At 39.7% G+C, this 22,787-nt stretch carries 19 protein-coding genes; 17 read left to right on the top strand and 2 right to left on the bottom strand.

Features of this window, described 5'->3' with window-relative positions:
- Positions 1-96: 96 nt before the first annotated feature.
- Positions 97-813 carry a phosphatase gene (locus BMY14_RS14885; protein WP_091833424.1) on the bottom strand — a complete coding sequence of 239 codons (717 nt, stop codon included), beginning with the start codon at positions 811-813 and terminating at the stop codon, positions 97-99.
- A 287-nt stretch (positions 814-1,100) separates the two neighbouring features.
- On the opposite strand from BMY14_RS14885, the gene BMY14_RS14880 reads away from it, so the two are divergent.
- The 13 genes from BMY14_RS14880 (at position 1,101) to BMY14_RS14820 (ending at position 15,106) form a co-directional block, all read left to right on the top strand.
- Positions 1,101-2,111 carry an ROK family protein gene (locus tag BMY14_RS14880; RefSeq protein ID WP_218144909.1) on the top strand — a complete coding sequence of 337 codons (1,011 nt, stop codon included), beginning with the start codon at positions 1,101-1,103 and terminating at the stop codon, positions 2,109-2,111.
- Between the two features lie 356 nt (positions 2,112-2,467).
- Positions 2,468-5,410 (top strand): sigma 54-interacting transcriptional regulator, encoded by a 2,943-nt coding sequence (locus BMY14_RS14875; RefSeq protein WP_091833421.1) that lies wholly within the window; start codon positions 2,468-2,470, stop codon positions 5,408-5,410.
- The gene (locus BMY14_RS14870) at positions 5,400-5,870 is read left to right on the top strand and encodes a PTS sugar transporter subunit IIA (RefSeq protein WP_091833419.1); all 471 of its coding nucleotides are present in this window, start codon (positions 5,400-5,402) and stop codon (positions 5,868-5,870) included. Before BMY14_RS14875 ends, BMY14_RS14870 begins: the two co-directional genes overlap by 11 nt.
- Before the next feature lie 55 nt (positions 5,871-5,925).
- On the top strand, positions 5,926-6,213 hold the full coding sequence (locus BMY14_RS14865; protein ID WP_091833416.1) for a PTS sugar transporter subunit IIB: 288 nt from the start codon (positions 5,926-5,928) through the stop codon (positions 6,211-6,213).
- Between the two features lie 69 nt (positions 6,214-6,282).
- A complete protein-coding gene (locus tag BMY14_RS14860) occupies positions 6,283-7,545 on the top strand; it encodes a PTS galactitol transporter subunit IIC (RefSeq protein WP_091833414.1) in 1,263 nt (420 codons plus the stop codon).
- Between the two features lie 159 nt (positions 7,546-7,704).
- The gene (locus BMY14_RS14855) at positions 7,705-8,745 is read left to right on the top strand and encodes a galactitol-1-phosphate 5-dehydrogenase (protein ID WP_091833411.1); all 1,041 of its coding nucleotides are present in this window, start codon (positions 7,705-7,707) and stop codon (positions 8,743-8,745) included.
- Between the two features lie 11 nt (positions 8,746-8,756).
- Positions 8,757-9,578, top strand: a complete 822-nt coding sequence (locus BMY14_RS14850; protein ID WP_091833408.1) for a transketolase — start codon at positions 8,757-8,759, stop codon at positions 9,576-9,578.
- Positions 9,578-10,501 carry a transketolase family protein gene (locus BMY14_RS14845; protein WP_091833405.1) on the top strand — a complete coding sequence of 308 codons (924 nt, stop codon included), beginning with the start codon at positions 9,578-9,580 and terminating at the stop codon, positions 10,499-10,501. Before BMY14_RS14850 ends, BMY14_RS14845 begins: the two co-directional genes overlap by 1 nt.
- A gap of 75 nt (positions 10,502-10,576) precedes the next feature.
- Positions 10,577-11,608 (top strand): zinc-binding dehydrogenase, encoded by a 1,032-nt coding sequence (locus BMY14_RS14840; RefSeq protein WP_091833402.1) that lies wholly within the window; start codon positions 10,577-10,579, stop codon positions 11,606-11,608.
- 215 nt (positions 11,609-11,823) lie between these two features.
- Entirely contained in the window at positions 11,824-12,279 is a 456-nt protein-coding gene (gene rpiB / locus BMY14_RS14835; protein ID WP_091833399.1) for a ribose 5-phosphate isomerase B, read from the top strand.
- An 11-nt stretch (positions 12,280-12,290) separates the two neighbouring features.
- On the top strand, positions 12,291-12,962 hold the full coding sequence (gene deoC, locus BMY14_RS14830) for a deoxyribose-phosphate aldolase (protein ID WP_091833396.1): 672 nt from the start codon (positions 12,291-12,293) through the stop codon (positions 12,960-12,962).
- Between the two features lie 280 nt (positions 12,963-13,242).
- Positions 13,243-14,706 (top strand): sodium:solute symporter family protein, encoded by a 1,464-nt coding sequence (locus BMY14_RS14825; protein WP_091833393.1) that lies wholly within the window; start codon positions 13,243-13,245, stop codon positions 14,704-14,706.
- The gene (locus BMY14_RS14820; protein WP_019553893.1) at positions 14,678-15,106 is read left to right on the top strand and encodes a HutP family protein; all 429 of its coding nucleotides are present in this window, start codon (positions 14,678-14,680) and stop codon (positions 15,104-15,106) included. The genes BMY14_RS14825 and BMY14_RS14820 overlap by 29 nt, the downstream gene beginning before the upstream one ends.
- A gap of 64 nt (positions 15,107-15,170) precedes the next feature.
- On the opposite strand, the gene BMY14_RS14815 is transcribed toward BMY14_RS14820, so the two are convergent.
- Positions 15,171-16,334, bottom strand: coding sequence for a TAT (twin-arginine translocation) pathway signal sequence (locus BMY14_RS14815; protein WP_091833391.1), 1,164 nt, complete (start codon positions 16,332-16,334; stop codon positions 15,171-15,173).
- A 264-nt stretch (positions 16,335-16,598) separates the two neighbouring features.
- On the opposite strand from BMY14_RS14815, the gene BMY14_RS14810 reads away from it, so the two are divergent.
- The 4 genes from BMY14_RS14810 to BMY14_RS14795 all read left to right on the top strand — a co-directional run bounded on the left by BMY14_RS14810 (position 16,599) and on the right by BMY14_RS14795 (position 22,665).
- Positions 16,599-17,849, top strand: a complete 1,251-nt coding sequence (locus tag BMY14_RS14810; protein WP_091833388.1) for a M20 family metallo-hydrolase — start codon at positions 16,599-16,601, stop codon at positions 17,847-17,849.
- Between the two features lie 120 nt (positions 17,850-17,969).
- Positions 17,970-18,407, top strand: a complete 438-nt coding sequence (locus tag BMY14_RS14805) for a MarR family transcriptional regulator (protein ID WP_091833385.1) — start codon at positions 17,970-17,972, stop codon at positions 18,405-18,407.
- A 101-nt stretch (positions 18,408-18,508) separates the two neighbouring features.
- Positions 18,509-19,603 (top strand): efflux RND transporter periplasmic adaptor subunit, encoded by a 1,095-nt coding sequence (locus BMY14_RS14800; RefSeq protein ID WP_091833382.1) that lies wholly within the window; start codon positions 18,509-18,511, stop codon positions 19,601-19,603.
- Positions 19,600-22,665 carry an efflux RND transporter permease subunit gene (locus tag BMY14_RS14795; protein ID WP_091833379.1) on the top strand — a complete coding sequence of 1,022 codons (3,066 nt, stop codon included), beginning with the start codon at positions 19,600-19,602 and terminating at the stop codon, positions 22,663-22,665. Before BMY14_RS14800 ends, BMY14_RS14795 begins: the two co-directional genes overlap by 4 nt.
- Positions 22,666-22,787: the final 122 nt, after the last annotated feature.

Below are 22,787 nucleotides of genomic sequence, written 5' to 3'. Positions count from 1 at the left end.
TATATAGCTGTTTTTAATTATTTTATTTTGAATTAATACCTTATATTGGTGATAATATATAAAATATTAATAAGAGGGAGACATTGTTGAGGTGATTTATTTTATCAGGTTAAGATAAGATTTGAATTTTTGCACGGACGTGTTGACGACTAATTCTTCAGGGAAAGACAATTCTTTTAGTAAAGCTTGGGCATATGTATGATTGCCAACATCAAGATCAATGTGAGCGTCGCTATCCATAATAATAGTGACATTATGTTTTTTGCAAAAATTTAACATTGTGGTGGCATTAGCATGAGAATTTTGCCGACTGGCCAATGGATGAAAAGAGCTGTTGTTCACTTCAAGCAATACGTGATGTTCTTTTGCTGCAAGAACAATTTGTTCATAATCAAGTGGAAAACAGCCATCATCAGGATGTCCGATGATATTGATAAATGGGTTTCGGATAGCACCGATTACAGCACGAGTATTTTGTTCGATGCTGCCTGCTTTTATACAGATGTCATGCAAACTAGCAATGGCATAGTCGATTTTGCGCAAGGCCTTTTCTGGTAAATCGAGACCACCGTTAAAATCTTTAATATTCACCTCAGAACCCATAAGAAGTTCGACATCGTACGCGCTGCGATCAATTACCTTGAAATTATGAAAGTAGATTTCATGGCAAGTTCCAGACATCAAGGGTGCATGTTCGGTTATGCCAATGAGCTCGAGACCTTTCTCTTTCGCGGCACGCGTCATTTCGCGAATCGTACTGTAAGCATGACCACTCATAAGGGTATGCATATGTGCATCTAAAATATCTTTCATATATAAGAAGACCTCTTTTCAATTTAAAATATTTAGCAATAAATTTTATTATAGTCCTTATAGATCAAGAAGTAAAATTGTTGATTTTTTGAGATGATATTATCAAATATTTCATTCTATGATAATATATAGAAAGGACTTTTTAAAAACTTTTTATGGATGTGGTGGAATGAGGAATGAAGCAAGTACGACAATGGAAATCAAAAAAATGAATCGCCAGCATGTTTTTAATTTAATTTATCAAAGAAAAAAAAGTATCCAAACAAGATATTGTCTATGAACTTAAAATGAGTTTACCAACTGTTACGCAAAATCTTAAAGATTTAAGTGAAATGGGTTTGATCACCAATGCTGGAACGTTCGAATCTACTGGCGGTCGCAAAGCACAGGTACTTACATGTGTCAATGATGTCAAGATGGCTATTGGTCTTGATATTACGCGAAACCATATTGGTATTGTTGCAATTGATCTTGCTGGTGATATTTTGGCAACGCAGCGAATTCGTTTTCCCTTTGGTTCGAATGATGAGTATTATAGAAATGTTGGATCGTTTATTGATGCGTTTGTGGAGCGAAATAGATTTGATTCAGCAAAAATTATTGGTGTCGGTATTGCTGTTCCGGCATTAATTTCCGAAGATGAATCGATGGTTGTTTATGGGGCTATTTTACAGAATACAGGGGAGACTTGCTCGCGCTTTTCTCGTTATATAGCATATCCCTGCATTTTATGCCATGATTCGGAAGTTGCAGGTTTTGCAGAGTTTTGGGTAGCAAACGATGTGAAGAATGTCTTTTATATTTCGCTTGGTAACAGTATCGGTGGTGCGGTATTTTTTGACAATATGAAATATCTGGGAGATACACGCTGTAGCGGAGAAATTGGGCATATGATTATTGTTCCAGAGGGAAAAAAATGTTATTGTGGACAAAAGGGCTGTTTTGACACATATTGTGCAGCGACCGTTTTAGCGGATACTGCCAAAGGCAGTTTAGAGGACTTTTTCCTGTTATTAGAGCAAGGCGAAAAAAAAGCTGTGGAAATTTGGAATGTGTATCTGGACCATCTATCACTGGCGATACATAATACAATTATGTTATTTGATTGTACGGTTATTTTGGGTGGTTATGTTGGTATGTATATGGAAAAATATAACGAAGTATTACAAGAAAAAGTTGAAGCACAAAATCCTTTTAAAATGAACAGGAGTGTCATTAAGATTTGCCAATATAAGACAGAAGCGATTGCTGCAGGTGCGGCGTTACGTCATATTGAACGATTTATTAAGGCAATTTGAAAAACAGAAACCTCGAATAAACAGTTGATTTATAGAAACTGTTTATTCGAGGCTTTTTTATTGCGCAAAAGGAAATTATTGAGATTGACGAGTCAATTTTCTCTTGTTATGATTTATTACGAATAACATTTGTAAAAGTATTTTATATATGTTGTTAAAAAACTAAAAATATGTAAGCTGAGGATAGAAGGATGTGATATTAGTTTGAAAAATGCATCGCTGGATATACATATGTAAATACGAACACAAAAATATGTAAATGGCAATATTCAGAAAACATTGAATAATGCGGTTTCGGTAAAACTTACTTTTGTTTGGCACGAGGCTTGCAATATAGAAAGGCAGGAGGTCGAATCATGAGAGAGAAAATCCAAAATCTTATTGCAGAAGAAAATCATAATGAGCCGTATACGGATACAGAACTTTGTAAACAGCTGTTAGTGAGTCGAGAGTATGTAACATTACTTCGCAAAGAATTGAAAATTTTGGATTCAAGAGAAAGAAAACAAGAGTACATCTGCAAGGAAATCAGAAGTATGCTTTCAGATCATAAGGCTATTTCTAATTTAGAAATACAAAATATGCTGCAAAAACAAGGATATTCCATATCAAGTTATTTATTGCATAAATATATGAAAAATATCAAATTACGAAACATTCATGCAGATCTCATCGGTGGATTACCAAAAGAAAGCTCTCTTTTAGAAACCGTGGAAAAATCATATCATGCATTCGAAAATTTAGTCGGTACGGGCGGGAGTCTGCATACGCAAATTCAGCAGGCGAAGGCGACGATGTTATATCCACCACATGGACTGCATTGTTTGATTGTTGGTGAGACTGGCGTCGGTAAGAGTGAACTTGCCGAAGCGATGTACCGCTTTTCCATTGAGGCAGAATGTCTGCCTCAAACTGCACCATTCACGATATTTAACTGTGCGGATTATGCTGAAAATTCACAACTGTTAATTACGCAATTATTTGGTTGTGTAAAAGGAGCTTACACGGGCGCAGTAACAGAACGCCGGGGTCTGATAGAACAAACAGATGGTGGGATTTTATTTCTTGATGAGGTACATAGATTATCTTCGGAAGGGCAGGAAATGCTGTTTCAACTTATTGATAAAGGGCATTTTCGTAGATTAGGAGAGGCCGATGCTGTAAGGCAGGCAAATGTGCAGCTGATTGCTGCAACCACGGAAAATATTGAAACGAGCTTACTCATAACGTTTAAACGGCGGATACCTATGCTGATCAATATACCATCCTTAGTAGATCGTCCTTTAATAGAAAGACTACAGTTGATTCAAAGATTTTTTGGGTACGAATCAGCGCGAATGAATGCACCGATGCAGGTGGCCCTTGATGTTATCAAAGCGTACCTTCTTTATGAATGTAAAGGTAACATTGGTCAGCTTAAGAGTGATATTCAAGTGACGTGTGCCAAGAGCTTTTTGTCATACGTGACTAAAAAAGAAAAAATTGTCAAAGTTGATTTGCCGAATTTAAGTCTGTATGTAAAAAAAGGGTTGCTCAGAATACAGAGCAACCGTCAAGAATTAGACGCTTTGGTCTGGAAAGATTTTCATTTTGAGCCCAAATTGTGCCAGGAGCCAATCTCGATGGAAGATGATGTTTATAGTTTTCCTAAAGAATTTTATGGATACATTGAACAAAGACATACCACATATGCTAGTCAGGGGATGGATGTACAGCAAATCAAACAGTTAATAGGTGATGAGATTGAACAAAAACTACAAAATGTCATCACGCATATTAAGCATCGTTTGACGCCGCTTACTTTAGCTGAAGTTTCTAAAGTTGTCGGGAATGAAGTAATATATCTGGCACAAGATATTTTGCGAGTGGCAGAAAATGAGCTTGGTAAATTGGATGAATCGCTGGTGTATTGTTTGGCTATTCATTTAAATGCTACATTTACCAGGATCAGTCAGGGAACGAAAATTATCAATCCTAATTTAGAGGATATTAAAAAGAAATTTCATGTAGAATATGCAGTTGCAGCAAAAATGGTAAATGTGATTCGCGAGAAATATCAAATAGATTTGCCAGATGATGAAATTAGTTATATTGCTTTATATTTACATGGTAATGAGAGAGAAGACGAAGGTAATGTCGGTATTGTAGTGGCAACACATGGTAATGTTGGCAGTAACATGCTGGAAATTGCCCATAAACTGCTCAATGTAACACATGGAAAATCATTCAATATGAGTTTTGAAGAAAGCCCGCATGATGCTTTAGAACGGTTAATGACGGTTATAGTAAGTGCGGATGAAGGTAAAGGTGTATTAATAATGGTAGACCTTGGGTCGCTTTTAACGTTTGGTGAAATTATTCAGACGAGGACAAAAATAAACGTTGAAACGATTGGCCGTGTGGATACGATGATGGTAATTGAAGCCTTGCGGCGCAGCATTTTACCAGGAACGCATTTAACAGAGTTGATTTCTGATATTGAAAAATTAAACTATATTTTTCCAAAAATGAGAGCACAACCACAAAATATTTTGCGGCAAAAAGCCATTATCACAATTTGCTTTACGGGTGAAGGGGTTGCACTCTATTGTCAGGAACAGATGAAAAAAATGTTTGGTGACAGATTACAGAATATTGCCTTTTTAAATGTGGGAATGATTGGTCGTCATGATATTTATAAACAAATTCAGCAAATTCTGATGCAATATGATGTCATAGCGATGGTTGGCAGTGTTGATCCGCAGATACAAGGGATACCGTATATTTCGATGAGTGAACTTTTATCGCAGCCTGATGGTAACAGCAGTGTGGCGTACCTCTTAAATGAAGCAATGAATCCAGTAGTGCTGATTGAACAAAAGCAGGTTACGGTACCAGCTGTGGTAAAGAAAATGAAAATTCTTATGTTAGACAACGTACATTATACAAAAACAGAGATCTTGAAAAAAATGTGTACGATATTAATGGAAGAAAAGTATGTAAAACAAGGCTATACAGAGGCTGTTTTTGCCAGAGAAAAAATGGGGTCTTATTTAATTAACGAGAAGGTTGCATTACCGCACGCAGATAGTTCTTATGTTAATGAATCGATCATCATACTTGCTAAGTCTAATACCGGTATTACTTGGGCTGATAAAAAATCAACGAAGATTATATGCCTATTGGGGCTCGACATTAATGGTAAAGATGGTGTGCGGTATTTATATCAGCGCTTCCAAAATGATGAAGTTATTCAAAAAATTGAAGAAGCAGTAACAGAAGCAGAACTAAGGGAGGCATTGATTTATAATGCAAATTAAAATAGATGAAGATTTAATTCTATTGGGACTCAAAGGAAAAGAAAAAGAAGAAATTTTATCCCAGATGGCGGATAAGCTTTTTCAATGTGGTTATGTGAAAGACAGCTATAAAAGCGCTGTAATTGCCAGAGAAAAGGTATTTGCCACAGGATTGCCAACGGCTAGCTACGGGGTAGCGATTCCGCATACGGATATTGTTCATGTAAACGAGCCGACAATCTGCATGGCAAGGTTTGAGCAAGCGGTGGACTTCGTTATTATGGGGGAGGAAACAGAAACAATCTCGGTTAAGCTGGCCTTTATGATGGCAATGAAAGAACAGCATGCTCAGCTTGGAGTATTGCAGAAACTCATGGCAATTTTACAAGATCAGACGGCCCTGGCTTATTTAGCTGAAGAAAAAAACAAGAGAGACATTAAATCGTTTATGTTAGACAAACTAGGCATTGAAGAGAAATAAGCAGTTTTATATAGAGTGACTGTTTATATAATTTTATGAGCGGAAGGAGGTGATCATGATGGATAGACAAAAAATCGTCTTAGTTGCTTGTGGTACAGGTATTGCTACTTCAACTGTTGTAGGACAAAAAGTGGAAACTTTATTGGCTGCTAATCATGTTAATGCAAAAGTTATTCAGTGTAAAATCACAGAAGTAGGAAGCTATGAAGAGCAAGCGGATCTTTTAGTGACAACTACCATCTTATCAAGAGCCTATAAAATTCCTGTAGTGAAGGCTGTAAACTATTTAACAAATATCAATCCCGGTAAAATTGATCAGGAAATTCTTGACGCATTAAAATAAAAACAGGGATATTTATGTAAAATGCATTATTTTTAAAGGTCTAATTTAAGTATAGTAGGAGGAAATAATATGTTATTAGAGTCCGTACAATTTATTTTGAACTTAGGGCCTACTGTTATGTTACCAATCGTAATTACCTTAATAGGGATGGCATTTGGACAAGGTTTCAAAAAAGCATTTCGATCTGGGATAACAATTGGTGTTGGCTTTGTTGGTATTAATCTGGTCATTAATTTACTTGTAACGAATTTGGGCGGTGCGGCACAACAAATGGTTACAAGATTTGGTTTGGTTTTGAATATTATAGATGTAGGCTGGCCGGCAGCGGCCGCTATAACATGGGCTTCTCCAGTGGCTGCAATCATGATTCCGATTTGTATGTTAGTAAATATTGTTTTGCTCATAACAAAATGTACAAATGTAGTCGATATTGATATATGGAATTATTGGCATTTCGCCTCAGCCTCAGCCACCGTCTACGTATTAACAAATGGTAATTGGCTGCTTGCTATTTTAGCTGGTATTTTATATGAAATTGCTGTTTTGAAAATTGCTGATAAAACCGCACCAATGGTTCAGAAGTTTTTTGGACTGGATGGTGTATCTTTACCAACTGGTTCAACAGCTGCCTGTGGTCTTATCGGGATACCTATCGTTAAACTCGTGCAAAAAATTCCTGGAATTAAAAATTTAAAAGCTGATCCGGATACGATTCAGAAACGCTTTGGTATTTTTGGTGAACCGTTGATGATGGGACTTATTCTTGGTATGCTGCTGGGGATTCTTGCTGGCTATGGATTGGATAAAATCTTACAAATTGGTGTTTCCATGGCGGGCGTTATGTTCTTAATGCCACGTATGGTTAAAATATTAATGGAAGGGTTGATCCCTGTTTCAGAATCTGTTAGAGAGTTTTTGCAAAGTAAGAATTTTGGTAAGGACAGAAATCTTACGATTGGGTTGGATGCGGCAGTGGCCGTAGGTCATCCTGCTGTAATCGCAACAGCACTGGTATTGGTTCCTATTACCTTGTTTTTAGCTGTTATTTTACCAGGAAATCAAGTGCTTCCGTTTGGTGATTTGGCGACAATTTGTTTTTACGTTGCTTTTATAGTTGGTGCAGCACGAGGCAATATCGTTCATTCCGTTATCGCAGGCACGATCGTTATGGGATTGGCATTGTTAATGGCAACGAACATTGCGTCGTTCCATACGCAAGCAGCACTTCTGGCACAATTTACGATGCCGGAAGGAACGTCCATGATTTCAAGTTTAGATATGGGTGGTAATTTCTTAAACTGGATCGTGATTAAAATATTCCAATTAATATAAGTTGAAAAGGGTTTATCAATCGACTTAGTGTGAAACAAATATAAGTTTTAAATTTTTAAGCAGGTCAAAGAGTACTTTAAAGTTGTAAAATTGGCAGCTATGCAGCAGGAAAGTACTCTTTCATCTCTTGGTATAAATAAAGGATAGGAAGTGCTGAAGATGAAAGCAGCAGTAATTTATGGAACGGGTGATATCCGTTACGGGGACATCACGGATCCGGAGTGTGGAATAGATGATGTCATTATCAAAGTAAGTGCCTGTGGAATTTGCGGTTCAGACAGTCCGCGTATTTTGCAAAACTGGAAATATCCGGTTCCGGGCGTACCGGGACATGAATTTGCTGGCACAATTGTTGAAACAGGCGCAAATGTTAAAGAATTTTCGGTAGACGAAGCCGTTGTTGCCCAGCCATTGATTCCATGTGGAGAATGTATTAATTGTAAATCGGGATTTTATTCTGTTTGTGATGATATCACGATGCTTGGTGCTGATGTCCCCGGGGGATATGCTCAATATGTTAAGGTTCCGGCAGCGAATGTTTTGCGTACTGGTTCCATTGAACTGCAAAAAGCGGCCTTGATTGAACCCTGTGCAGTAGCAGCCTATGGAGTTTTGGGAATTGCACCTAAAATGGGTGATACAGTGGCAATTTTAGGTATGGGAACAATTGGTCAACTTGTTTTACAGTGGTGTAAGATTTATGGTGTACGCCGTATTATTGCAGTTGATATTTCGGAACGAAAACTTGCCGAAGCCAAAGCTTTGGGGGCGGATTATTGTATCAATGGTTTAAAAACAGATGTTGAAAAAGAAATTTTGGAATTAACAGGCGGGGTGGGAGTTGATATTTCCATGGAAACTGCCGGATCAAAAATCACACAAGAGCAGTGTCTTGTGGTGACTAAAAAACGTGGTAAAGTCGGCTATCTTGGTATTGCCCGCAGTGATATTCTATTGAAAGAAAAATCGTTTGAAAGTATATTTCGCCATGAATTGACGCTGAAAGGGTTTTGGAATTCTTATTCTGCACCATTCCCGGGAGCCGCATGGGAAAAGAGTATTGAATACATCCAGGATGGCAGGATTGAACTTGAAAAATTGATTTCACATCGTTTTGCGTTGTCTGAGGTAGAGGCTGCTTTTTCGATGATTAAAGGGCGCAAAGAAGAATATAATAAAATTTTATTAGTTGTAGAGTGATGGAGGCTGTTATGGATACATTGAACTTGAAAAAAATCGCTCAGAATGTACGCATCAATATTATTAAGATGCTGGCGGAGGCAAAGTCAGGACATCCTGGTGGATCGCTTTCAATGGTGGATATTTTAACGGTACTTTATTTTGAGAAGATGAATATAGATATAAAAAATCCTAAATGGGAAAATCGCGATCGTTTGGTTTTATCGAAAGGACACGGTGCACCAGGGCTTTATGCGGTCCTTGCTGAAAGAGGATTTTTTAAAAAAGAAGAACTGCTTAAATTGCGCAAATGTGGCGCGATGCTCCAGGGTCATCCTGACATGAAAGGAACACCTGGTGTCGACATGTCTACCGGGTCTTTGGGGCAGGGTCTGTCCGTAGCAAATGGCATGGCTATGGCAGGAAAATTAGATGGAAAAGATTATCGAGTTTATGCTATTGCCGGGGATGGAGAAATACAAGAAGGTCAGATTTGGGAAGCGGCCATGAGCAGTGCGCATTATAAACTTGATCATTTGACGTTGTTTATTGACCATAATGGTTTGCAGATTGATGGTTCAAATGATGAAATCATGGGTGTAAATCCAATTCCAGAAAAATTTAGGGCATTTGGCTGGAATGTAATTGAAATTAATGGACATGATTATGAACAGATTGAAGCAGCCATTACGATGGCACAAACTATAAAGGGCAAACCAACAGCTATTGTTGCTGAAACAATCAAAGGTAAGGGTGTATCGTTTATGGAAAATCAAGTGGGGTGGCATGGTAAAGCGCCTAGCCTTGAGCAACGCGATCAAGCTGTTGCAGAATTAGAAAGCGGTGAAAAATAATGGGAGCAGCAACAAGAGAAGCTTATGCAAAAGTCTTGCAGGAAGAGTTAAGCAAAAATCCGAAAGTCGTAGTTTTAGATGCGGATTTAGGCAATGCTACAAAATCAATTGTATTTAAAAAAGTGGCGCCGGAGCGTTACTTTGATATGGGGATTTCCGAGCAGGACATGATGGGAACGGCAGCGGGTCTTGCGACTTGCGGTAAGATACCAATTGCTAGTACATTTGCCATGTTTGCCGCAGGTCGTGCTTTTGAGCAAGTTCGTAATTCCATTGCTTATCCAAAATTAAATGTGAAAATTGCCGCAACGCATGCCGGCGTAACAGTTGGTGAAGATGGCGGAAGTCATCAGGCGATTGAAGATATTGCTTTGATGCGCAGCATTCCTAACATGACGGTGATCAATCCATCCGATGGAAAAGAAGCAGAAGAAGCAATTAAGGCAGCGGTACAATATTATGGACCCGTGTATATTCGTCTTGGCAGAGCAGCAACGCCGGACTTGCATGATGCAGGATACCAGTTTAATTGGGGTAAAGGTGAAGTGCTGCGTGAAGGTAAGTCTGTCGGAATTATTGCAACCGGAATTATGGTTGCGAAGGCTCTGGCAGCCGCGGAAAAATTACACCAAGAAGGTATTGAAGCCAGGGTTATCAATATTCATACCATTAAACCAATTGATGAAGCATTGATTCTGGAAACAGCGAAACTTACCGGCAAAATTGTAACAGCAGAAGAGCATAGTGTGATTGGTGGACTTGGCAGTGCCGTTAGTGAAGTTGTTTCACAGCATTATCCCGTTAAAATAGCAATGGTTGGGGTAAAGGATCAGTTTGGTTGTTCGGGTTCACCAACAGAACTTTTGGAAAAATATGAATTAACAGAAATAGATATTATAAAAGCGGCAAAGTTTTTGCGTTGAGTGTCGTGGATATGGCTTACATCAATCGTGATAAAAATGCTAAATTTATAAGTTCGACTTCATGGAGGGATAATTATGAAAGCGTTAGTAAAGACGGCTTTAGGTGCAGGAAACTTAGAAGTAATTGAACGTGAAGAACCGCAAATAAATGCGGATCAGGTTAAAATAAAAGTGAAATATGCGGGTATTTGTGGTTCAGATATCCATACATTTGAGGGCAATTATAAAGTAGCTGCCCCAGTAACGTTAGGTCATGAATTTGCTGGTGAAATTGTTGAACTGGGTGCTAATGTAAAAGATTTTAAAATAGGAGATCGTGTTACATCGGAAACAACATTTGAAATTTGCGGAACCTGCCGTTATTGCAAAGAAAAAAAATATAATCTTTGTGCAACTCGTAAAGGTATTGGTACGCAGCAAGACGGAGCTTTTACGAATTATGTCATTGCTCGAAAGGAAAGTGTACACCGTCTGCCGGAAAATGTAACATTTTTAGATGCATCGATCACCGAAGCGGCAGCTTGTGCATACCATGGCGTTGATAAAGCAACGATCCATCAAAAGGATATTGTTCTGGTACTTGGCCCCGGACCAATTGGGCTGTTAGTGGCACAAATTGTTAAAGCAAAAGGTGGTACGGTTGTTATGACGGGTCTTAGTCAAGATGCAAAACGTCTGGCTGAAGCGAAAACCTTGGGGATTGATTATACGGTAGATATACAAACGGAAAGTCCGAGAACGGTGATTGATGGATTAACAGAAGGTTATGGTGCAGATATTTGTTTCGATTGTACGGGAGTAGTACCATCTATGCAGATGGGCATGGATTTATTAAGGAAACAAGGGCAATATATTCAAGTTGGTATTTTTGCCAAAAATGAAGTGGTAGTTGATTTTTCAAAAATAATCCAAAAGGAACTTGTTGTTTCAGGCAGTCGAAGCCAAAATACACATGATTGGGAACCAACATTGGATCTTATGAACAGTGGGGCTATTCAAGCGGCAGCAATGATTACACATAAAATGAAAATTGATGAATGGGATAAAGCATACAAACTCTTAAAAAGCGGGGAAGCCATTAAAATTGCTTTGGAACCCTTAGCGTAAATTTTTAATAAATAATTCCTGTTGTAGATTTCGGCCGGATGATACATCAGCTTGCAGGTTATTCTGCAGTTATTGAGCTCAATGGAAAATTTTAGAATGTAGTATGTTCAGTTTCATCTTTAACAGAAAATAAATTTTTATTTTGATTATTTACGAGATACCAAGTTCGTTTTATATAAATATAAGAAAAATCCATAATAAATGTGGGGTGCAGTATGCAAAAAACAATTGTAATTGGCAGTGATCATGCAGGGTTTTCAATGAAAACGTATTTAATTCATCAATTGAAGCAGCAGGGCTTTTGTATTGAAGATAAAGGTACCTATAGTGAAGAACCCGTCGATTTTTCACCGATTGCCCAGTTGGTAGCGGAGACGGTAGCAGTCGATGTTTCTAAACAAGGACTTTTGGTTTGTGGTACTGGTATAGGCATGTCGATTATGGCCAATAAAGTGCCAGGAATTCGAGCATCGTTGGTACATGATTTGTTCTCAGCGAAAGCGACGCGGGAACATAATAATGCAAATGTGTTATGTATGGGAGCACGGGTCATTTCTCCAGCTATGGGGTGGGAAATTGCTTCCGTCTGGCTGAATACAGAGTTTTTAGGTGGGAAACATGAAAGGCGAATTCAATATATTGCCGATTATGAAGCGAATAAACACAAATGAGGTGTGATTCAATGAATAAAGAAGCTATGCTTGCTGTATTGGATTCAACATTGCTGAGACCGACGGCCAGCCGAACGGACATCAAAACCTTTTGTGAGGAAACGATTCAATATGGCTTCAAGACAGTTTTTGTCAATCCGTACTGGATACCCTATGCAGTAAAGTTGTTGTCACCACATGGTATTAAGGTCGGTGCTCCGATTGGATTCTCTTTGGGTGGAGCGACAACACACACTAAGATTGCTGAAACGGCAGAAGCGATTGAAAATGGTGCAGTAGAAATTGATATGCTGATTAATCTTGGTGCTTTGAAATCTCAAGAGTACGATGTTGTCAAACAGGATATTGCTGCGGTGGTAAAAGCAGCTAGTGGTCATTTGACAAAAGTTATTATTGAAACCGCATTGCTGTCTAAGACGGAAAAAGTGACAGCTTGCAACATTATTATGGAAGCCGGCGCCGATTATGTTAAAACAGCAACGGGGTTCAATGGCGGTGGCGCAACGATTGAAGATATCAAACTTCTGAAGTTGGTGACGGGAGATTCGATTAAAATCAAAGCCGCTGGCGGCATACGATCCTGGCAGGATGCTTGTGCGATGCTGGATGCTGGTGCAAGCCGCCTGGGTACAAGCAATGCAGTTAAAATAATCACTGGAGAAAAAATAAATGGTGATTATTGATTTTGCTTTATAGTGGTACGATAATTAAATAAGAACGATTGGTTTCTTTAAATCCTGTAAAATACAGGATTTTTTTTTAAGAATTGAAAATTCATATTTTTTATGGCAAAAGATTGAAGTTTGAGTCTATTTCTTATATAATGCAAAGAATATAGATCTGCCAAAAGGAGGATCATTGTAGCAGTGTAGGATGGTGGCAGGAGCTGGTGAGTTTTTGTAGTTTCAAATATAGCGACTGATGTCTGTATTTGTGTAGGATGGTAGAAGGGCGGGGATAGCTGTGTCTATTCAATTTATAATTGTTTGTGTATATATTGCATTTTTGTTTGGAATTAGTTTTTATGTAAAACATCGTGCGGATCAAGGTTCGGCCGATTATTTGTTCGCAGGGCGAAAACTTACGGTGACGCTGATTGCCTTTAATGTAACTGGATTGGCAGTTGGGGCTGCTTCTACGGTAGGTGTTGCTGAAAATGCAATCAGTGTTGGTTTGGCGGCGGGCTGGTACAATGCTGCCTGGGCAATTGGCGCTGTCATTATGGGCGTAGTTGCTGCGGGAAAATATCGGGCCTTAGACTGCTCGACAATCCCGGAACTTTTTGAGCGATATTATGATAAACGAGGACGTATGATCAGTGCGGTCGGTCTTGCCGTTATTTTATTGGTTATTACCTCTTTACAATATGTAGCGGGCGGAGCAATCTTATCTTCGCTTATGCCAGATATATTTACCATGCAGGGAGGCATGATTGCCAGTGCGGTGGTATTTATCGGTATAACACTGATTGGTGGGTTGTGGTCATCGGGGCTTTCGAATATTATGAGTGTGGCGCTTATTTATATTGGTATTTTGTATTCGACGGCGATGGTTTTGTATAATAATGGTGGGCTTAGCCATATTGTCGAACAGCTTCCACCCGTTGATTTTGGCTGGCTCAGCCCTTTGGGCGGTCTGGGAATGGCTGTGGTAGTTGGCTGGATTTGTGTCATGTCAACGCAAGCTCTTACATTACAAGGTACTGTGCAAATCGCCTGTGGGGCGAAAGACGAAAAAACAGCTCGACGCGGCTTTATCTGGGGTGGGATTTTGATTTTCCCAATTGGTTTTTTATGCGCTATTTTAGGTCTTGCCGCCAAGGTCCAGTTTCCCGATGTGAATCCAACGATGGCTTTGCCGCAAGTCGTTATGAGTTTAGATCCGATTGCTTCGGGTGTTACGCTGGCAGCACTGTGGGCTGCAGATGTATCAACAGCCTGTACGATACTTTTGGGGGCAGGTACTCTCGTTTCACAGGATATATATAAACGTTTTTTTAAACCGAATATAAACGATAAAGAGTTTATCAAGGTTAATCGAATTATCATTTTAGTATTGGGGTTGGGGACGTTATGGCTCGCATTTAATGCGGTGGGGATTCTCAAAACAATGCTGGCGGGTCTTAGTTTGACAACGGCATTTACCGTAGTGTTTTTATTTACTGTTTTTATGCCGCAGCTATGCCGCAAAAGTTCTGCTTTTTATACGACGGTTGTTGGTCTTATTGGACTTGTTATATGGGGGATATTCCCTGAACTTCAAGTATTGGGACACCCTATTTATTTTGAATGGATTATTTGCACAGCTGCATTCCTTTTGACCGCTGTATTTGATTCAGAACCAATTAAAAAACCGGCACAAATAGGAATAGAAGATAATGAAACAAAGGAGGCATTTTGTGGAGACGTCAAAATTTACGAGCGTTGATGTTGGCCGGGCAGCCCTTAAAATTGCTGTGACGGCCAGCCGTGAAGAAGAAAATGAGATTAAACAAGCCCTGGCAAATAAAGCAATAAAAGCCACTGCGGTTGATTTTGGCGGCGAATTCGTGAATTCTATCGTCAAAATTATTGAACGAGCTGTGGTCGCTGCACAGCGTCAGGAAATTGTGCCGGAAAATCATATCGGTGCTGGTGCGGTTGCGGGTGCTGCTAGTGCGGCACTTGAACAGGTGAAAATGAAAGCAATCGGTTTTAATGTTGGCGGGAAGATTGGTATTGCTCGTTATGGGGAACATCTTTGCGTAGCGATTTATATGAGCGTTGGGGTGCTTAACTTAAATGAACTTTGTGTGGGGCTTGCACATCGGTCCATTAAAGAAATATAAAAAATCAGTGGTTTCTGTATGGGGGATACAGAATCCACTGATTTTTTTTGTCGAAAGGCAAAAACTATTTTGTAATAACCTGAGCGACGAGGTTTTTTATGCCAGCCGAAGGATCGGGAGATGCAGCCGTGTGGTTTAACTGCATAAAACTTAGCTGGGCTCCAATGTAGTTGCGGAATTTATTGAAACGGATGGTTTCAAGGTCAGTTGAACTCATCCCGTAATCAGTTTGTGCTAATTTTTTTAATAATTGTATACTGTTTTGTGCGGCAGGAACACTGATTACAAAATCATGATCCCCAAGATGCGTGATATAACCTTCTTGTTTATGCGGGAGTGGAAGGGTCTTGCCATCAGGTGCTAATAAACCTAACGCAACAGGGTCAACACCAGCAATAATCGAACTAGATTGAATCCAGCTGACGACATCGGCTTCGTCTTTTGGTGTACCCGGATGATTATGGGCACAAGCCTGCGCTACAATAACTTCTGCAGGCAATTTGCGATGGATGGATTCCGCAATACTTAATATATGGTGGGAACCAGTGCCGGCGATTGTTAATTCTTTAAGGCAGGAACCGTCTGTATTCCATTGAAAGACCCATGGCTTGGCCAAATCATGTAAGGCTTCTGCGGCCAGGACAACATCACGATTCACTTCATAGGATAAAGTATCTTGGTAGATGCTACAGATGGCATCCGCAATACCTAGATTAATAGCAGTATGTATGGCAAGCCCACCAGGATAAGAATGGTGGCTGCTATAGCCGCTGCCGGGGGCGGATATAAAAAGCTGAACCGGTTTTGTTGGTTTTTGATACGGTGGGAATAAAGTTTCCCAAGTGATAATGGCTGGATCGACAAGCTTTTTCTGCAATAATTTTTGATACGTTCTTTCAACAGAACTATTGCTGGTATATTGTTCCATTACCGTTGGTGCCGGATATTGAATGATAGCTAAAACTTTTTCTCGTAAAGTCCGATCGGTAATTTTATTAACAAAAGTTAGAACTTTTTTATAAGCGTTTTGAACATTTTGTGATTTTTGCGCTATGATCAAAGGATCAGTAGGGCATTGGGCAAGTGGAATCGGGGTAAACTCAATTTGTGCAGCTGCCGATAAAGAGGGCATCTTCATAAGTGCAACAGCTGCTGCGGCTCCGATGGATATTTGCAAAAAATTTTTACGACTGCATTTTTGGTTCGCAAAAGTAAAGAATGGATTCATTGCATCTACCTCCTGTATATATCTATTTTCATTATAATGATTTTGCCAAGCTGGCATGTTATCGTAATGTAAATTGTCTGTTAAGATTTTTGGTTTCGATATGTGATTTTTGATATAGATGTGCTATGATACAAGAATAAGCCACTACTTAAGGCCTAAGAAAATGTTCTTTTGTGTAAACAATATAAACAGGATGGATGTATTTTTTATTACCATATACGGTGGGCAACAAGCACATTTTGGCAAAGGAAAAGGGGTATGGATATGTTATCACAAGAAAGATTATTGCATAATTTTAATGCTATGAAAGAATTTACGGATACAGAAGACGGCATTACACGACTGGCTTTTTCAGATGAAGATTGGCGGGCGCGTGAGTTTATTATCGGTTTGATGAAAAAAGCTGGTCTTGCTGTTCGCAGCGATTCGTTTGGTAATCTAATCGGTCGTCGTGAAGGCTCAGATCCTGCAGCAGATGTAGTTATGTTTGGTTCTCATATTGACAGTGTTCCCAAGGGTGGGAACTTTGATGGTGTTATGGGAGTTTTGGCATCAATTGAAGTAATTAATTGGCTCAATGAAAATAACTTTGTCAGTGAAAACCCATTAGAAGTTGTTGTTTTTATGGCGGAAGAATCCAGTCGTTTTGGCGCGGCAAATCTTGGCAGCAGAGCTTTTTGCGGTACGTTAACCAGCCCGGAATTGGATGCTTTGGTTGATGATATGGGGATTTCACTTGCTGATATGCTGCGTTATCGGGGTCTTGATCCTGCTTTGCTTGCTACAGCAAAATATACGGGAAAAATTAAATCTTTTATAGAAATCCATATTGAGCAAGGTAAACTATTAGAAGCGGCTGGTAAACAAATTGGGATCGTTACCGGCATCGCTGCACCAACTCGCTTAAAAATAATATTGGCAGGTGATGCGGATCATTCAGGTGCCACGCCGATGCACTTGCGGCATGATGGTTTATGTGCGGCAGCCGAAATCATTTTGCTGGTCGAAACATTGGCTAAAGAAGCCAAGGGTCAGCTTGTTGGTACAGTGGGCGCGATTCAAGTTTCGCCTGGTGTCATGAATGTCATACCAGGGCGTGTTGAGCTTGGGGTTGATATTCGCAGCATATCTATGCCAGCAAAAGTTCATATGGTAAAGCTGCTCTTGCCAAAGATAAAAGAAATTGCCGCACAGCGGGATATTCCAGTCCATATTAAAACAATCGTCAATGAAACTCCTGTCATCATTCAAGAAATGGTGCAGGATGCCTTAATCAATATCTGCAAAGAGGCAGACTATTCTTATATGAAGCTGCCAAGCGGTGCCGGACATGATGCGATGCACCTTGCTGCTTTTGCTCCGACTGGAATGATCTTTATTCCATGTAAAGGCGGCATTAGCCATAATCCAGCTGAATCGGCATCGATGGAACATATTGTAGCAGCGACAGATGTGCTCTATCAAGTTATCTGTAAATTGTCACAAAAAGAATTTAGCTGGAAGCAGTCTGTATAATTATTAGATTGTAGCCGTTGAAGCAGTTGCTTCAGCGGCTATTTTTACGTAAATGATTGTAATTAGGTGAATTGTTTGTTACAATTAAGTTGATTAAATCAACCATCTGGGGAGGAAACTATGGATTATAGAAATGCAAGTCGTTGGTTTGGTATATTAAATCGTCGTTCGCAGGCGTATATTGTGAAAGCTTGTGAGCCTTTGGATATTACATTTTCAGAATATGTATTGATTCTGAACCTTTATGATCATGAGGGAGTAAGTCAGGAGGATATGGCAGGGTTAATGTTCGTTGATAAAGCTGTCGTTGCGCGGACGATTAAATCGCTGGAAATGAAAGGCTATGTACGACGCGTACAAGGTAAAGTGGACAAGCGGATCAAACGAATTTATACAACAGAAAAAGGAAATGAACAGGAAGAATTCCTGCGTAATGTAGTTTGTCGCTGGATTGATTTTTTGAGTGAGGGATTAGACTCGAAAACCGTAGAAATTGTTTTGCAGGGCTTCCATTATCTATCACAAAAAGCGTATAGTGCCGATTTGGATAAAATTTAACATATATAATGCAACTTATATAGCTTGATTGTGCAATATCGTTTTGTTGATAGAAATAGGATAGATTCCATATTTGATAATCATTTTGAAAGGAGATTTTTATGCGAAATAAATATAATTCTTTGTGGTTGATTGCTTTTGTCGTCATTCTATTGTTTTCGGGATGTGGGAAAAAAGCAGAAGAACAAGCGGTGCCGCCTATGGTGAAAACACAGATGGTTTCACTGGGAGACGGAGCTGAGACGTCAACTTATTCAGGTGAAGTACGTGGTCGCTATGAAAGTAATTTGGCTTTTCAGGTTGGTGGTAAGATCATTGCACGGAATGTGCAGCTTGGCAGTCGGGTGAAGGCCGGTGATATCCTTATGACGCTTGATGCGAAAGATGTTGCACAAAGTGTTAATATGAGTGCAGCTCAAGTCGAAGCAGCCCGGGCTAAGCTTAATTTAGCGCAGGCCAATCTTGCCAGGTATCAGCAGCTCTATAATGAAGCGGCAATCAGTGCATCAACAATTGATCAATATCAAACCTCTTATGATGCGGCAGTAGCAGATTATCAGCAGGCGCAGGCACAGTATGCACAAAACAGTAATTCGCTTGGGTATACGGATTTAATTGCGGATAGTGACGGAGTCATATCAGCTTTAAATGGAGAAGTGGGACAGGTTGTAGCATCGGGACAAAGTGTCCTTACTCTCATAAAAACGAATGAACTTGAAGTGGAAATCAATGTACCAGAAAATCGTGTTCAGGATATGTCAGTGGGCAAAGATGTTACAGTTGGTTTTTGGGCCATGAATAACTTGCAGCTGCAGGGGAAAGTTCGTGAAGTATCTCCTATGGCAGATAGTGTAGCGCGTACCTATAAAGTTCGTATTAGTTTGTTAGAACCACCGGAATCTATTCAGTTAGGAATGACGGCGAGCGTGAATGCGGTCAATGCAACAGGCACAGATAGCAATTATTTATATTTATTGCCTTTATCAGCTATTTATCAGACGGGTGCACAGCCGCAAGTTTGGGTAGTTGATGATGATTCCCTCGTTCATTTGACGGATATTACTGTGGAATCATTTGGTGACAATCAAGTGAAGGTGACGTCAGGGCTTAAAAATAAGGACGTCGTCGTGATTGCCGGGGTGCATAAATTACGAGATAATCAAGAAGTTCGTGTAATGTCTGGTGATGACCAATGAAAAAATTCAATTTAAGTGAAATTTCATTAAACAATAAAACACTCGTCTGGTATTTCATTATTGTTGTATTTGTCATGGGGATTTTTTCCTATATGAGACTTGGTCGGATGGAAGATCCAGAATTTATTATCAGGCAAATGATTGTCAACGTTGCGTGGCCAGGGGCAACGGCATCACAGATGGAAGAACAGATTACTGATAAAATTGAAAAAAAATTACAGGATACGCCAGGTCTTGATTATGTAAAAAGTTATTCACGAGCTGGCTCATCGGTAATCTATGTAACGCTGCGTCAGGATGTCGATTCTGATAAGATTCGATCCACCTGGCTGGAAGTTCGCAATCTTGTCAACGATATGAAACAAGATTTGCCAGAGGGTGTAGCTGGTCCGTATTTTAATGATCGATTTGATGATGTATATGGTTCGATTTATGCGTTGACGGCAGATGGATATTCATATGAAGAAATGCGGCAGCAGGCAGAAAAAATTCGCCGTCTTTTGCTGCAAACGCCGAATGTAAAAAAAGTAGAACTGGTCGGCGAACAGCCGGAAAAAGTTTATATCGAAATTGCTAATAATAAATTGGCTGAGCTTGGTATTGATGCCAATACGATTGCCAATGCTGTAAAAACACAAAATGCAGTGACACCCGCGGGAATGATCGAAACATCAACGGATAATGTCTATATGCGTGTTACTGGCATGTTTGATGATATTGAAGCAATTCGCAATTTGCCGATTCGGGGGAATGGCAAAACGTTTCGTTTGGCAGACATTGCAACGGTGGACAGGCGTTATGTCGAACCTGCCGAACCGAAAATGTTTTATAATGGGCAGGAAGCAATCGGGATTGCTGTGTCGATGGAATCGGGTGGCAATATTTTGACACTGGGTGACAACTTAAACAATATTGTTGCGAATGTCAAAAAAGATTTACCATTGGGACTGGAGATCAATCCAGTTTCCGATCAGCCGCTCGTTGTTAAAGACGCTATTAGTGATTTTGTCAGTACGTTGCGGGAGGCAATTATTATTGTTTTGGCTGTCAGCTTTTTGAGCCTGGGCTGGCGTACGGGCCTTGTGGTAGCCTGTTGTATTCCACTTGTCCTTACCGGTGTTTTTTGTGCTATGCAGATTATGTCAATTGATTTGCAAAAAGTATCACTTGGGGCCTTGATTATAGCGTTGGGCCTTTTGGTTGATGATGCTATCATTGCGGTTGAAATGATGAGCGTTAAACTGGAAGAAGGCTGTGATCGTTTCAGCGCCGCCTGTTATGCTTATTCAGCAACGGCTATGCCAATGCTAACGGGTACCTTGATTACTTGTGCCGGCTTTATACCAGTCGCTTTTTCGAAGGGGATGGCAGCGGAGTTTACCAAAGCATTGTTTCCAGTTATCGGTATAGCGCTGCTTATTTCCTGGGTGGTATCGGTTATGGTGGCACCACTATTTGGCTATAAGCTTATTAAGGTTAAGGTTCATAAAAAAGAAGATGGCAAAATTGATCCTTATCAAAGTAAATTTTATAAAATATTTAAAAAAATTCTCATTTGGTGTTTGGATCATCGCAAACTGATTCTTGGGGCGACTTTGGTAAGCTTTTGTATATCTGTTTATATGATGCAGTTTATCAAACAGGAATTTTTCCCACCATCTTTGCGTCCGGAAATTATTGTTGAAATGACTTTGCCGGAGGGGTCATCCATTAAGTCGACCGAAAACGAAGCAAAACGTTTTGCTGATTTTCTCGATCAGGAAACTGGTGATATTAAAAACTATTCATATTATGTGGGGGAAGGTGCACCACGTTTTGTGCTCACGACAGAACCTGTTTTGCCAGCGAAAAACTATGCGCAATTTGTGGTTGTGTCGAAAGATGTTGCATCGCGTAAGGCACTTACCGCAAAAATTAATGAACAACTTGATATGAAGTTCCCGAATGTTCGAGGGAATATAAAATTCATTCAAACGGGTCCGCCAGCAGCTTACCCAATTATGCTGCGCGTTTCCGGCTATGATCATGAAAAAGTTCGTGAAATCGCCGGCAGGGTTAGCGAACAAATGGCGCAGAACCCTAATATTGAGCAGATCAATTATGATTGGAATGAAAAAAGCAAGGTGATGCATCTTACGGTGGACCAGGATAAACTTCGTAACCTGGGCATTACGGGAGAGGATTTATCAAAAACTTTATATACGCAGCTTTCCGGAGCATCTGTGGCGGAGTATTATGAGAAAGATAGAACGATTGATATTGTTTTTAAACTAAAAGATGATGACCGTTCAGACTTGGCAAAAGTGAAAGATATTCCAATTTATCTTGGCAAAAGCGGTTATGTGCCGCTGGAACAGATTGCTAAAATAAGCTATGATGCGGAAGATGGCTTAATTTGGCGGCGTAATTTAGAACCGACAATTACCATTCGCGCGAATATTATTTCCGGTACAGCGAATGATGAAACACAGAAGGCCTATGCATCTACACAATCTATCCGTGCAGATTTACCAATGGGGTATTCAATCGATGTTGATGGTGCTTTAGCTAATAGTAATGATTCCATGAAATTCCTTATGGTGCCAATCCCTATTATGCTTATTACAATCATAACATTGTTGATGTTCCAGCTTCGAAGTATGTCCTTAATGTTCTTGACGCTTATGACAGCTCCTTTGGGCCTTATTGGTGTCAGTATCGGTATGCTCGTCACAAATCAAGCTATGGGGTTTGTGGCTGAACTTGGTATTTTGGCATTAAGTGGGATGATTATCAGGAATGCGGTAATTCTCATTGATCAGATCCAAAAACATATTGCTGATGGTGAAGAACAATGGGATGCAATCATTGATTCTGCAGTTTTGCGGTTTCGCCCAATCATGCTTACGGCAGTAGCAGCTATCTTAGGTATGATTCCTTTAATTCGCAATACGTTTTGGGGACCTATGGCAGTAGCAATTGCCAGCGGATTGTTCCTTGCAACCATTTTGACGTTACTGGTTTTACCTACCATGTATGCTTCATGGTTTCGTGTAAAGAAAAATAAAGAAAAAACAGATTGATTGAAAAATTGGTACAGTGAAAACTGTGCCGATTTTTTTATGGAATATTAAAAAAACAAATGCGTATAAAATCAGAGCAAAATTAAATATTTCTTACAAAACTATTGACATATTGTAAACTG

The organism is Propionispira arboris, from assembly GCF_900109225.1.
GTDB classification, from domain to species: domain Bacteria; phylum Bacillota; class Negativicutes; order Selenomonadales; family Selenomonadaceae; genus Propionispira; species Propionispira arboris.
Note: the sequence above shows the minus strand (reverse complement) of the source record. Positions and strands in the feature narration are given on the sequence as shown.